The 12,685-nt window shown below is 58.9% G+C and carries 13 protein-coding genes and 2 pseudogenes; 7 read left to right on the top strand and 8 right to left on the bottom strand.

The genetic code is table 11. The features are described 5' to 3' along the window. Positions 1-160 precede the first annotated feature (160 nt). Both P3T25_RS41815 and P3T25_RS41810 read right to left on the bottom strand, forming a co-directional pair. Positions 161-1,856, bottom strand: a pseudogene (locus P3T25_RS41815) (RecQ family ATP-dependent DNA helicase). Between the two features lie 51 nt (positions 1,857-1,907). After that, positions 1,908-2,444, bottom strand: coding sequence for a hemerythrin domain-containing protein (locus P3T25_RS41810; RefSeq protein WP_154567765.1), 537 nt, complete (start codon positions 2,442-2,444; stop codon positions 1,908-1,910). A gap of 320 nt (positions 2,445-2,764) precedes the next feature. On the opposite strand from P3T25_RS41810, the gene P3T25_RS41805 reads away from it, so the two are divergent. After that, entirely contained in the window at positions 2,765-3,700 is a 936-nt protein-coding gene (locus P3T25_RS41805; protein WP_233465451.1) for a hypothetical protein, read from the top strand. A 235-nt stretch (positions 3,701-3,935) separates the two neighbouring features. On the opposite strand, the gene P3T25_RS41800 is transcribed toward P3T25_RS41805, so the two are convergent. The 3 genes and pseudogenes from P3T25_RS41800 to P3T25_RS41790 form a co-directional block, all read right to left on the bottom strand. Further along, positions 3,936-4,214, bottom strand: coding sequence for a hypothetical protein (locus P3T25_RS41800; protein WP_233465452.1), 279 nt, complete (start codon positions 4,212-4,214; stop codon positions 3,936-3,938). 511 nt (positions 4,215-4,725) lie between these two features. Further along, a complete protein-coding gene (locus P3T25_RS41795; protein WP_429363087.1) occupies positions 4,726-5,244 on the bottom strand; it encodes a phasin family protein in 519 nt (172 codons plus the stop codon). Positions 5,245-5,396: 152 nt separating this feature from the next. Further along, positions 5,397-5,813 (bottom strand): annotated as a pseudogene (locus P3T25_RS41790) (manganese catalase family protein); the annotation flags it as partial. 635 nt (positions 5,814-6,448) lie between these two features. On the opposite strand from P3T25_RS41790, the gene P3T25_RS41785 reads away from it, so the two are divergent. Then, positions 6,449-6,886 carry a response regulator gene (locus tag P3T25_RS41785; protein WP_429363085.1) on the top strand — a complete coding sequence of 146 codons (438 nt, stop codon included), beginning with the start codon at positions 6,449-6,451 and terminating at the stop codon, positions 6,884-6,886. A 467-nt stretch (positions 6,887-7,353) separates the two neighbouring features. Next, a complete protein-coding gene (locus P3T25_RS41780; RefSeq protein ID WP_429363083.1) occupies positions 7,354-7,827 on the top strand; it encodes a PRC-barrel domain-containing protein in 474 nt (157 codons plus the stop codon). Between the two features lie 399 nt (positions 7,828-8,226). Here the strand turns inward: P3T25_RS41780 and P3T25_RS41775 are convergent, their stop codons facing one another. Together P3T25_RS41775 and P3T25_RS41770 are read right to left on the bottom strand one after the other, a co-directional pair. Next, positions 8,227-8,502, bottom strand: coding sequence for a GlsB/YeaQ/YmgE family stress response membrane protein (locus tag P3T25_RS41775; protein WP_154567498.1), 276 nt, complete (start codon positions 8,500-8,502; stop codon positions 8,227-8,229). Positions 8,503-8,531: 29 nt separating this feature from the next. Further along, a complete protein-coding gene (locus P3T25_RS41770) occupies positions 8,532-8,849 on the bottom strand; it encodes a DUF883 family protein (RefSeq protein WP_154567515.1) in 318 nt (105 codons plus the stop codon). 824 nt (positions 8,850-9,673) lie between these two features. Here P3T25_RS41770 and P3T25_RS41765 point away from each other — a divergent pair. The 3 genes from P3T25_RS41765 (at position 9,674) to P3T25_RS41755 (ending at position 11,300) form a co-directional block, all read left to right on the top strand. Further along, the gene (locus tag P3T25_RS41765; protein ID WP_154567516.1) at positions 9,674-9,895 is read left to right on the top strand and encodes a hypothetical protein; all 222 of its coding nucleotides are present in this window, start codon (positions 9,674-9,676) and stop codon (positions 9,893-9,895) included. 51 nt (positions 9,896-9,946) lie between these two features. Next, the gene (locus P3T25_RS41760) at positions 9,947-10,471 is read left to right on the top strand and encodes a PRC-barrel domain-containing protein (protein ID WP_429363080.1); all 525 of its coding nucleotides are present in this window, start codon (positions 9,947-9,949) and stop codon (positions 10,469-10,471) included. Positions 10,472-11,033: 562 nt separating this feature from the next. Further along, positions 11,034-11,300 carry a hypothetical protein gene (locus P3T25_RS41755; RefSeq protein WP_171927246.1) on the top strand — a complete coding sequence of 89 codons (267 nt, stop codon included), beginning with the start codon at positions 11,034-11,036 and terminating at the stop codon, positions 11,298-11,300. Between the two features lie 382 nt (positions 11,301-11,682). Here the strand turns inward: P3T25_RS41755 and P3T25_RS41750 are convergent, their stop codons facing one another. Continuing rightward, positions 11,683-11,838, bottom strand: coding sequence for a hypothetical protein (locus tag P3T25_RS41750; RefSeq protein WP_174825350.1), 156 nt, complete (start codon positions 11,836-11,838; stop codon positions 11,683-11,685). 420 nt (positions 11,839-12,258) lie between these two features. On the opposite strand from P3T25_RS41750, the gene P3T25_RS41745 reads away from it, so the two are divergent. Then, on the top strand, positions 12,259-12,612 hold the full coding sequence (locus P3T25_RS41745) for a HigA family addiction module antitoxin (protein WP_429363078.1): 354 nt from the start codon (positions 12,259-12,261) through the stop codon (positions 12,610-12,612). The last annotated feature ends 73 nt before the right edge of the window (positions 12,613-12,685 follow it).

Below are 12,685 nucleotides of genomic sequence, written 5' to 3'. Positions count from 1 at the left end.
GCCGATGTGCCGTTTAGCCCCTTTGATGTTGTTCGTAGCCACGTAAATTTTCATTCAATGCTCACCGGGTTAAGAGAGAGCGTGCAGGAAAGCGAGTCGATTACAGGAGCACGACGTTGACGCTCGTCTTTGTCCGTACGTCAATCGCCACACACGCGAACTAGATCGCACGGCGGACCGCCTTCAGAAAATTCGACATAAAGGTCCGTGTTCTGCCGTCCGGAAATACGATCGCTACCTGCTCGCCGCTCGCCAACGCGACTTCTCCCGCCCCAAACCTCGGCACGCAGACCACGTCGCCGGGCGACCACGAGTGTGACTTCGGCGATCGGGTCGATGCGTTCGCGTTGAACGCTGTGTCGCCCACGGCGATCGACTGCTCCGCCGGTGCAATCTGCGGAGGACTCATGCAGTTGTCACATACGCCACAGTGCTGCATCGCCGGTGTATCGCCGTAGTACGGGAGGATAGCGCGCCAACGGCACTGGCCAGTCGGCGCGTAATCGATCATGTGTTGCAGCGTTTCCTTATCATGGTCGCTCATCGCTTCGAATCGTGCGGCGGCTTTCGCCATCGCATCACGCGTGCTACCCTGCCCGCCATCGCGTGCCCGCAGACGATAGCGTCGCTGCCGGTCGCCGCCCGCGATACGGCCATTGAGCAGCATGCCGATCGCCACCTCCAGCTTGCCGCCGCCCACCTCCGGCAACGCGTCCTTGAGCTCCGCGACCGTGACACCTTCCGGCGCATCTTTGCAGCGTGCCGCGAGCATGTCGTAGACACGCTGCGCCAGTTCGACGCTCGGATACCTGCCGGCGAGAAAGAACTGCTGAACACGCCGGTCGTTCAGACCGAACAGCAGCACGCAATCGGCGGGTTGCCCGTCGCGGCCCGCTCGGCCAGTTTCCTGATAGTAGGCGTCGACGCTGCCAGGCATCTGGTAGTGGATGACAAAGCGGATGTCGGCTTTGTCGATACCCAAGCCAAACGCGTTGGTCGCGACCATCACCCGGGTCGTGCCCGACATGAATGCCTCCTGCGCGGCGTCGCCAGCTTCTGCGAGCCAGCCGTAAATCTCCTCTGCGTCGCGTATCGTCGCTGTGTAGATGATGCCGGCTCCAGCGTTCGACGCGATCACTCCGCGCAGCTGCTCGCGCTTGGCCTGTGTGGCGCGCGTAACGCCGTCTTGGCCGCCCCCTACGCTGAGCTGCACGACACGATAACGCAGGTTATCCCGCCACGTACCCGTGCGGACCACGCGCGGATCGCGCATCCGCAACAAACGCGTGATGTCGTCCAGCGCAGGCGGAGTCGCGGTCGCAGTCAGCGCAAGCACCGGCGGTTGGCCGAGCGCCTTGACGGCGCAGGCAATCTCAAGAAACGCCGGCCGGAAGTCGTGGCCCCATTGCGACACGCAATGCGCTTCGTCGACCACTACCAGACCCATGTTATGTCCTGCACCCGCCCGCAATACCTTCATGAATGCGGGGCCGCTCCAGCGTGACGAAGATGATGCCGCTCTTCCCGTCCAGAATGCGCTGCAACGCCTCCCGTTCATCGCGGCTGCGCAACGTGCTGTTGACCAACGTACACTCGATGTCCGCCGCCAGCAGTTTGTCCGCCTGATCCTTCATCAAGGCGATGAGTGGCGACACGACGAGCGTCGTACCGTCGAGATGTAATGCCGGTAATTCATAACAGAGGGATTTGCCGGCGCCGGTCGGCACCGTCGCAAGTGTGTCACGCCGCTCCAGCACGCTGCGAATGATGTCCTCCTGGCCGGCACGCAATCGGGCGATGCCGAACATGTCACGCTTCGTCTTGCGCACGCCGCGAAGCCGCTGCTTCAGCGTCATGAACTTTTTATCTCCGGTTGGCGTGCGCGATCTGCTATTGCGCTGCAGGACTCAGAGCATCTCAGTCTTGTCGCCTACCGATCCGCTGCCCACTGCATCGAGCTTGCTTTGCAACTCCGCCTTGCGTTTTGCCAGCTTTTCGCCGAGTGCGCGGAGATTGCATTTCGACTTGCGCAGTTCCGGGAAGAGCTCCTCCTCTTCTTCCTCGACATGATGGCCCACCATCTCGCTCATCACCTTGAAGGTCGCGTCGAAGCCCTTGTCGCAAGGTTTCAGCGTTTCAAACTTCGCGATCAGCGTCTTGACGAGGAAGTGCTCGATATACGCTTCGTCGACGTCGATCTTGTCGCTGTCGGCCAACGCCTCCTGTGCGGCCGGATAAAGCAGCTCCTCTTCGAGTATCGCGTGGATGGATAGCTCTTCGCAGGCGCGCTGCACAAGCGCCGACCTCGCGTCAAGGTCGTCGTCGCCGACCTTCCCGAACGCCTCGAACAGTTTTTCAACTGAACGATGCTCCGCTTCAAGAAAGGCCAGTGCATCGTGCGAGCCGGATCCGGTCTTGGTCTTGTCCTGTTTCGTCGCTTCCATACTGATCTCCTCGGTCATGCGGTTGGCTGCTACGGGTGAATGCTGCGGTAGAACGCTATGTCGAGCAAACCCCATGCCTACCACCTGACGGGCCAGTACGCAGAGTCGGGAAACGGAACGTGGAAATACGGACGAGACGACACCCTGATCTGGCGTCAGTCACGTCCACACCAAAACGCGCATCACAGACGGCTGCCGGGCACAAGCGGCACAAAAAATGCGACATACGCAGGCGATTTGCTACAGCACGGCGTCGCAGTGATGCCGAACGGGTCGGCATATCGACAATGGCGGTATCAACAAGTTCATGGAGGCTGTCAATGAACAACACAAGAGATCCAGCAGACTATACGCTGGCCACGAATGATCCTGCGCTGCTAGTCCGTCAACACGAGGCCGCGCTCTCATGGGGAGCCGTGTTCGCCGGCGGCGTCGGTGCGGCCGCGTTCGCGCTCATCCTGCTGACGTTAGGCACCGGCCTCGGCCTAACGTCGATTTCCCCGTGGTCATCGGGCGCCTCGAATGCGAAAGCGTTCGGTGTCGCCGCTGTAGTATGGGTATGCGTCACCTCGATTCTCACGTCAGGATTAGGTGGCTATCTGGCGGGACGGTTACGCAGCCGCTGGCTGGCCGTCGACGCCGATGAAGTCCACTTCCGGGACACGGCGCATGGTTTCCTGAGCTGGGCCGTGGCGACGCTCGTTACCGCCGCCATACTGACATCGGCCGTGTCGGGCACCGTGCGGGCCGGCGCGCAGACCGCCGCGACAACCGCCGCGGCAGGCGGCTCCATTACGATGGGGACGATGCAACGCGGCAATGCAGAGGCCGCGACGAATACGTGGCCGCTCGGCTACTTTGTCGATTCGCTGTTCCGGATGCCCGCCGGTTCGTCACTCGCGGCCCCCGCGACCGTAGCCGGCGGCAACGAGATGCCGCGTGCGGAAACGGCACGAATCTTCCTTAACAGCGCGGCAATGGGCGATCAACTGTCGCCGGAAGACACTGCCTATTTAGGCCAGCTTGTTGCGCAGCATACTGGCCTTACACCAGAAGCTGCAAAAGCTCGTGTGGTGACCACCTACACACGCCTGCTGCAGAAAATCGCTGCCCTCGATGCTGCCGCTAAGGATGCCGCCGACAAAGCACGCAAAGTCACAATCGGCGCATCGTTGTGGTTATTCATCTCGCTGCTGATGGGCGCATTCTCTGCGAGTCTGATGGCAACTCATGGCGGCCGCGTGCGCCAGCTCTGATTGAAACTTCAATTCATTTACCGAAGGAGGTGTTCATGCGCTCAATTCTTCTTTATATGCTCGGGGTACCCATTCCCATCATCATTCTAATCGCGCTGTTCTGGCATTAGGCGCCACCGTGCCGCCGATCGCGGGGCGTATCCTAGCGTTCGGCGACAGTGAACGACGAAAAGGTCGCAATTGGCGAGCCGCAGTTGAGCGCGTCGCGTTCCTTTTGACACCACGTTACTGTCGATCAACCAGGTCTAGGCCGGGATAGGGTCGGCACCAGCTCCGAGGTGGACGGCACGAACTGAAAGCCATCGACCGATTCATGGCCGAGCAGCTTGAGGACCATGCCTTCGAGCTGGGTTAGCTCAGCAGGCTTGCGGCAGACGGCGTCGAAACCAACCTCCTTCATTTCCTGGATGTAGTCGGCGGTACCGAATGCAGTAAATGCCAGAAGAGGACTCTTTCCGGTCGTCCCGATTCCCCGGAGCGCCGCTGCGACGCCTGATCCGGATAGGCCGGGCATGGCGACATCCAGAACAATGCAATCAGGTGTCCATGCCTTCGCGTCCCTCGGGGCGTCCGACCTGTGGTAGACGGGTTCGCACCCTCATGCCGCCGACTTGCAGGTATGCGCTCAGAGCGCCGGCCGACGGGCACGAATCGTCCACGACAAGCGAGTGGACAGGCGCCCAGTTCTAGAGGCGCCTGTGCTGGCCTGCGGTCGGATCTTCCCGGCATTCCCGGTTTTCGAAGCTCGAGTTCATGGGTTTTCTCTCGCTATTGGCTCGTTGGCATGGGACCGCTACCAACTGTGAGCGCACCAACCGCTCACTCACACCGGCCGTTCCGTCGACTCGTCGCAGGCGAACAAGCTGTGCGCAGCGACATAACTGCTCCGCAGGCCGTACCAGAGCGCATGGCGGCTAGCAATTCTTGCTCGACTGCCGTGCAACTCGACAGCTCGCGCAGTAGCGCGCTTCTAACCTCACGCGTCTACGCCGACGGAATGAAGCGATGCACGCCCGCCGGCCGATTCAATCCTTGTGCAAGTCGCCCCTTGCATCGTCCGAAGAAACCAACTTACCCGAACTGTCCACGATTGCAACCCGCTCGGCGTCGCCAGTCGCCGGTTGCGCCATGACAAGCAGGCTCGACCCGCCGAGCCGCTCCAGAGCGGCGAATCCGACTGATGTGACGTCGAACATCTCCGCGAACGGCTGAAGCGAACCTCCGAAGTGCTCCTCCATTACCCCGAAGAACCCGTCTCGTGTTTGAACCGCAATGTCCTCGACATGCCGCCAGTACGCGAAGGTCTTTTTAACGGAGGCCGGGAATTGCTGCGACTGGAGATCAATTACCTCACTGAGGGATCGGGCAGAAAGTGCCGCGTCGGCCAACGCCTGCTGCTCGGACAATGAGGTTTTCACAGTCTGGACATTCAATTCGACAATTTTCTCAATACCGGCAAAGACCTCCGTAGTGCAGTCGAAGGCTGCTTCGACGACAGCGTCCCGTTGACGCGGGGAAAGCTGGTTCATGGTATCAGGGTACATAAAGGCTCCGTTGTGGTGAGGCGCGCACAGCGCCGTGATACGGCATCTTGGGGCGACCTGTTCGCCCCCGCTCGCACTGCGCTGAGACCGAACAGGTTCCGCCGTCGCCGGTGTAGAGGTGCCGGCGACCTTGATTTCTGCTGCTAACGCTTTTACTTCGATACGGCTGTATCCTTCCCGGCGCCCAGGTCGGCACCGGTGACCGGATTGGTTTCAGTTGCAAAAGCCGTTCGCGATGCCATCGCACTCGACATCTCGACTTCATTTTCAGACACCCGAACATTTGCGAGGCCGTCGCCACCGTCGACTGACGGTTCCGGCATTTCGACGAACTCCCAGCCCGGTCCTTCATTCCACGGACCGCGCGGCGCGTCGTCTCCGGTGGACATGTTGTAGTAGACGTTGGTGAATTCTGGGACGCCCGGCAACTTGCCTTGCGGGAAGTTTGGCTGGATCGAGTGCAACGCCTTCTCGAACGATTTCTGGTGTGCGATCTCGCGGGTCACCAGAAAGCCGAGAGCTTCCTTGAAGCCTGTATCATCGGTCACATTGATCAGCCGTACGTAGACGCCTCCGACTTCGCATGCATCGTGCCCGGGGAACTGAATTGTTTGAGCGGATCCCTCCCGGTCCCGCTTAAGATCGGTCTACCCATGCGAGGCTTCGACGGCCAGCGGTTCGCATGCATGTGAGTCAAGACTTATCCAATTGCGTTGCGGACAGCACGAGTTACCCACAAAATCTGTTCACAAATCTGTGCATAACTCGTCCGAAGGTGTCCACCCGATAGACCAGCGTCACTGTCGGCATACCGGCTCAAGCCGGCGCCCGCGTAACTGCTAAGCCGCGGACGTTGTGGTATCGACCGGAAAGGCCGGCCTTTTGAATTCATAGAGAAACTTTTCGTAGCCTGCTTGCACGCCGAGCGCGTCTGACCTTTGTCAGATAATTCCGTGCGCAAGCAGACAGATTCGCGGCAGATATCGGAGGAGCGAGCGACGCGCTGTATCGGACAGAAACGAAAGCAGTGCGGTGACGTTCACATCGCCAGCAGGCAGATTGAGACGGAAAAACGCTGGACACCGTTATCGGGCTTTGGCCTTGCGCAAGCTTGACGCAGGGCAACGCGCGATGAAGCGACACAACTCTGGAAAGCTGACAGGCATATTCGTTGCGGAAATCAGGTTGCCTCCGGACTACTTACATGTCTGCTATCCTGCTCGTCGACGATGAAGTGGATTCGCTCTGGCGGCTTCAGATTATCCTGGAGGGACGCGGTTACCGCATACTCCTCGCGGAAGGCGGGGAGGCAGCCCTCGACAAGGCAGCGCGGTACCTTCCCGATTTGATAGTCACGGACTGGAACATGCCAGGTATGGACGGAATTGCCTTGTGCGAACGGTTGAAGTTTTATCCCGCACTTGCCCAGATTCCCGTGGTCATGGCGTCCGGTCGCGTCCCGCCAAAAGAAAAATCCACGCTGTGGAATGTTTTTCTTTCCAAGCCCGTCGACGTGGATGCCCTGGAATCCGCCATTGACTCGCTGTTGGCGAAGCGTTTGTCCAGTCCTCAAACCCGCGTGAATGTGCCCGCGCCGGCAGTTTCCCGGTGGCAACCAATATCCTCAAAACTTTGGGCGTAGTTAGCAGTATTCGCAGCTGTGACTGGCGGTGGGGTTCAGGAAAAACTTTAGTCGTCACCAAACCTCTCCGTTCTTTCCCCGCTCGGACAGGAATGGGAACAATGCAACGTTCTTCAGGCGTTGCTGCCGTTACCTCAGCATCCGAGTCTCCGTAAGCGAAAGTTGTCGCAATCGGTGCTATGCCTCGGCGATATTCGAGCGGAATGAGAGCATCCCGCTTACTGCGCGATATCCAAAACGGGGACTGCTTGTAAAAACTCCTGCCCTAAAGCTTGTCGCCAATTTTTATAACCGGACCGTCCGACCTTTGCGGCCGCCGCAGTACGAGGGACAAGCCAGTCCTTTGAACCCGCGCCTTGAGGGACGGGCTCGGGTTATCTTGAAAGCAAGGGAAGCAGGCCTGCGGCCGACGGCTCGGGAACACCGCTTGCGCACCACTGGAGTACCTTTTTCGAAGGAGGTGAATCATGGGCTCAATCAATCCGCAAGGTGGCACCCGACGCGGAGCTGACATCGTCGGTGGTGGTATGGGTGAAGGACCGGGGCCGGACATCATGGCCGCAGCAACGCTCGATGGGGACAAGGTCATGTCCTCTGATGGCGAACACGTGGGGAAAATCTCAGACATCATGCTCGACGTCAGGAACGGACGCGTCGCCTATGCAGTACTTTCTGAGGGAGGTTTCCTCGGAATGGGTTCTAACCTACATGCCATTCCATGGAGCGCACTGACTCTCGATACGGACGAGAAGTGCTTCGTCGTCGACATCACGGCACAGCGCCTCAAGGACGACCCGGGCTTTGACAAGGACCACTGGCCGACGATGGCAGATGCGAAGTGGGGAGAGTTGACGTATAGCTACTACAACCGGCAGCCGTATTGGTCAGCGACCCATGAAGTGGTGGAAAGCGACCCCAGCATCAGGCCCAGCGAGCACTGAATAAACAACGGGTAAGCCGCGCCACGCGGACGGCTAGTCTGTCGCTCTAGTCCCTACGTCACTGCGACACACTGCGGTGGCGTAGGCGCGTGGCTCCAGCGACCAGACGCGCGCGAATTGCCGGTGAGCTCGCCACCCGGTGCATTACTTCGGTCGGAAATCCTTTCGTCGAGCGTAGTCTCAGTCGATGGTTACCAACAGTTCTCCTTTCCGTCGCGAATTCGATGCTTGCTGACCATCCCACGCAGGAAAGAAGCAAAGCCGTGGCGAAGCAAAGCCTTGGCGGATTGAGGTCAGCGTACGCTGACTGCGCAGCCGGGCGCGGAGCCAGTAGGTGAGGACCGGCGAAAAGGCATTCTCGAAATTGAAACGTAACGCGCCTCGGCTGAATTGAATGCTTTAAAGTGGCCGCGCCCGACCTCGGCTGAAAAGTCGCAGGACAGCGAGCAGGATAACCGCGCCAATCAGCGCCGTAATCAGTGAGCCGATTATGCCGCTTCCCAGGTGCAGACCCAGCGCCCCGCCAAGCCAACCTCCTATGAAGGCTCCGACAATTCCCACGATGATGTCGACCACAATGCCGAAGCCGCCGCCGTCGACGATACGACCCGCCAGGGCGCCAGCGATGCCACCGATAATCAGCCAAAAAATAATTCCATGCGAGACTGGGTCCATATTTCTTCTCCTATAGAGCTAAATCCGCGTTAGCGGCGAGCGAGCATTCCGATGATAAGTCCGCCGATGAGTGCCATGGTGACCGCTTTCCACGGAGCCTCATGAACGTAATCGTCGGTCGATTCAGAGACGACACGGTACTTCTTCTTGACCACCTCCTGTGCACCAGCAATCTTGTCCTTCACGTCGGACAGCGTGCGGGCGCCGGTTGCTCGGTCTCCGTCGTCGCCGCTGGACTTCGCTGTAGAGCCGTTGCCCTGTTGAGATGACCCGGCGGAACTGGGTGGGTCGGACGCGACGGGCGAGGACCCGGCTGCCGGGGCGGTGGGTTGATGCGACTCGGTCATTTGAACCTCCATATTTTCGTTTGAATGGTCCAAGGGTTGAGCAAGTGGCGTGCCCCACAGAGAACTTGTACGCGAGTAGAGGTCGTCATCAGTGGCGCTCGCGGCGACTCGGCCTCGCGACGTTTCCGGGCGCATGCTTCGGACGACGGTCGAGATGCGCGCTATTTCCGCAGAAGGACTGCTATCAGCCCTGCTTGCCACAAGCCTCAGTGCACATGGTTCCAGCGACCAGGAGCACGCGAAGGACGAGAAAGTTGGAATCGAACAGCCTCGCTCCATCCCAGCAGAGAAAAATCGCGGATGAAAAGTTGAAACATGGGGATGGGACAGCGGCTGCGATACACCCGATACACCTTTGTGATTTGCAAGCGAGCCGCGAGGAGCCGCGACCAAGGACGTCGGAGTCGACGCTCAGAACGAAGTCATTCTCGAAAACAGCGTGGAATGACCTAATGTTATAGATCGGCGCACCTATCCCCGGACAGCATCCGCACCCAGGTACGAACTGCATCGCCGAAAGCAGTCTTTACAATCGAACCGTTTCCTCCGCCGACGCGGCCGTTTCTGAAATGGCCGTTGCTGTCAGGAACTAATACCAACTCGCGAAGGAGGTATCAACGCATAGGCTACAGGCAATCACTAGCGCGATAGGTTCGTGAACACGCCAGAAGACGTTTCGCTACTAGTCAGTTTGACTCCCGTGAGGCAAAGGCTGGCCTGCCGTGAGGAATTACGGCGGGTCAGCATTGCTGCCAGAGCCGCATGGTGTTGACACCGGGAGTCATATCAGCTCATCACTATGGAGGCGCATATGGCGCAATACCTTGCTCACGAACAAGATCATCGACATTCAGGATAACTGGGTCAGATTGCGACGCAAAAAGCGCACGACGGCGCGGACTATCTGGCTGCTTGCGACAAGCCGGTTGAGACAGCGCGAAAAAACGGCGTGGACCAAGGATGTTATCGATCGGATCGAGCGGCTGCCGGACCACAACTCTGATAGTTCCGCAGCAGTCTCGAAAGAAGTCTCACGGATCCAATGACCCATTGCACTTTGACCGGCCCGATGTGCCAATCCAATATGGATGTTCATCATGACCACAATTGACGAACCACGTGCAGGCGCAGGCATTGTCGAGAAGGGGCGTGAAACCGCGGAAGGCCCCGGCCCCGAAGTGATGGCGACCAGCACGCTCGACGGAAACAAGGTGCTCAGCACCGAGGGCGATGATATCGGCAAGCTGAAAGACATCATGCTTAACGTACGTTCCGGCAGGATCGCCTGTGGCGTGCTTACCAGCGGCAGTTTTCTCGGCAGCGGCGACAAGTTGCGGGCGATTCCGCTCCATCCCAGGCGCATCATCTACCTTGATGCCAGTAGATATCATCGAGGTAAAGGGGAAACGTTGCAGAGCATTCAATCCTTTGCCGCGCCGGCTTCATCCATGCTCGATGCCAAGCAGCCGCGCCAGGGCCGCGCCGCCTTCGCGCATCATTGCATCGTGGTTCCATTGGAAAACCGGTCGCAACAACGGCACCAACGCATTCATCCATGCGCAGGTCGTATGCACGCACCAGTCATAGCGGACCACGGTAAAGCAGAAGCGAAAAGAAGCTGATCGGCAGGATATCTCCATTCGCGAATGCTCCGACAGTGCTGTTCGAAACGATGCTGATGAAGAACGGCCCTTCCGCCAAGATTTTCCGAAGGCTTCAATGTCGTCGAAAGGTGGCCGCTCGGCATGTTAGTCTGCAGCGGCTGTCATGCAGCGGGTGCAGCGATCCCCATCCTCGCTTCGCCTCGCTCTTTGCGATTGCGCCCTTAAGTTTGCCTTAAGCTCGCTCGGGCGATTTCAGGCAATAATGCGCGCCTCGCGTCATGCCAGACCTCAGACAGGTCCAGCACTGCTGCAAGGTCTGATCTATGCGCCACCTCCTCTCACGTTCTAGCTCACTCGGACGCTAGACCTTTTCAAGCCGGCTTCGCGCCGGCCTTTTTTTGCGCTGAGTGCCCCCAACAACGTGTCCCAAGGTCACGGTGCATCAGGTTTTCCCTAATCTTAAGTTTTCGTTCAGTGCCCCGGCGTAAATTAGGTGCGGACTGCAGTCCCGCTCGGCGAAATTTTTAAGCGCCCGTAAATGCTGCGGTGTGTCTACGACTAATAAAAACAGAGAGACCAGATGTCACGTGCAAAAACTGACGGCCGCGCCATGGCGAAGGCTCGCGCATCTTACGTGCTTGAACTGGCGCGAGGGTGCTCATACATCAGCAGTGCGCTTACCCCGGACACGCTCAAGCGGACCATCGCCGAAGTACTCGGAGAGTTTCGCGAACTGTACGGGGATCGGGAACTCGGCGTGTTTCGAAAACTGCTTGCTGAGGACCTGCAGCGACGCGACAAACAGGACGCCGCCTCGGCCGTGGTTGACTTCAAATTCGTCGGCTAGTTGGCATGGCTGAGCTTCGGCGTTCCGTACCGGCTTGTAGCCACTACAAGGGCTTAATTCCCGGCACACGCTGGAGAACCGGCTTTCAATGACTCGCCCGGTCTCGCGCGGATTTCGCCCGAAACTCGGTACGTCCGACATGGATTACGCTGAACGACTGCAGCGGACTCGTTGATCAGCCATCCGGCGGGGCCGCACGCTTGTCTCTTCATGACCAAAAGTGTGGAAGAATATTTTTGGCCGGCAACTCCTTCCATTAGCGGCAATCCTAAGGCGGTCGAAAATGCTGATCAAGGACATCCGCAAGCTTCCAAACCGGACACGGCCTTTTACACAGGCCGTCAAAGCCCATCCGCTTCATATTGGTCGGTGACTCGTCGGGTCAGATGTTAGTCATCTCGACCATGACGACACCGCTAAAGGCTGTATCGCTGGCAGCATCCCGAACAAACCGGAAGTCGTCCGCCTTACACAGACGCGTGTCGATCAGTACCTCGCGAGGCTTCCAATGCTCAAGCAACAGCTCCAGCTTTTCCATCGTCGATGTGGCTACTGCGACAATGCGCTTGTGCGTTGATCCCGGCGCAGCGCCATCGCAGTCTGGAAGCCATTCTCTCCGGCATTGAAATATCCATGACGATGACGTGTAGGCGCCAGTCGGTTCCGATGCGGACTGCCTCCGCTCCGCCGAATGCGAGGCGGCACACCATGGCCAACTAAACAGCGACAATCACCTCGGCCGACCGGCCAAGATGTTTGTCGGTAAGCCGGACGTCCTGCTTGACGCTGTCCACCCGACCGGTTGAAAGAACGGCAGCATGACGCGTCCCAGATAGGCTCATCTGCTTGACTGTCGATTCGGCACAATCTGGTAATCAGCGCGACGAACGCTTTTCTGCCGGCCGAATGCGGACTTCCGGGGCCTCGTGTGTCCGGTTTTGCAGATTGACGGTGACGCATGGATAGCTCGCCAGTTACGGCAAAACGTTGTGATATTCTGAGCAGAGTGTCACACGAGGGTTTACAGCGCGATATGAAAGCCGCGGTCGCGAAAGGGTCGTCACGCCTTGTCGAAACACCCCACCCGGGTAGGCTCCTGCGCGACCATGTTTTACCCGGCTTGACGCTTTCGGTGAGCCAGGCCGCTCGTGATCTCGGAATTTCGCGCCAAACGTTGCACCGAATCCTCGACGGCAGCACTGCGATCACCCCGGAGATGGCCACGCGCCTCGGGGCGCTCGCCGGCTTACCCCCGTCTTCTGGCTGCGTATTCAGTGCGAGTACGACCTCCAGCGAGCTCACGTTTCGCTAGCGGACGCTCTGCGCCGAATTCCAAGACGCACCCTACCCCACAAAATCATGAAGGAACTGGGAGCGCTCGATGG

Origin of the sequence: Paraburkholderia sp. GAS32, assembly GCF_050434225.1 — a bacterium.
In the GTDB taxonomy this organism is placed as follows: domain Bacteria; phylum Pseudomonadota; class Gammaproteobacteria; order Burkholderiales; family Burkholderiaceae; genus Paraburkholderia; species Paraburkholderia madseniana.
Note: the sequence above shows the minus strand (reverse complement) of the source record. Positions and strands in the feature narration are given on the sequence as shown.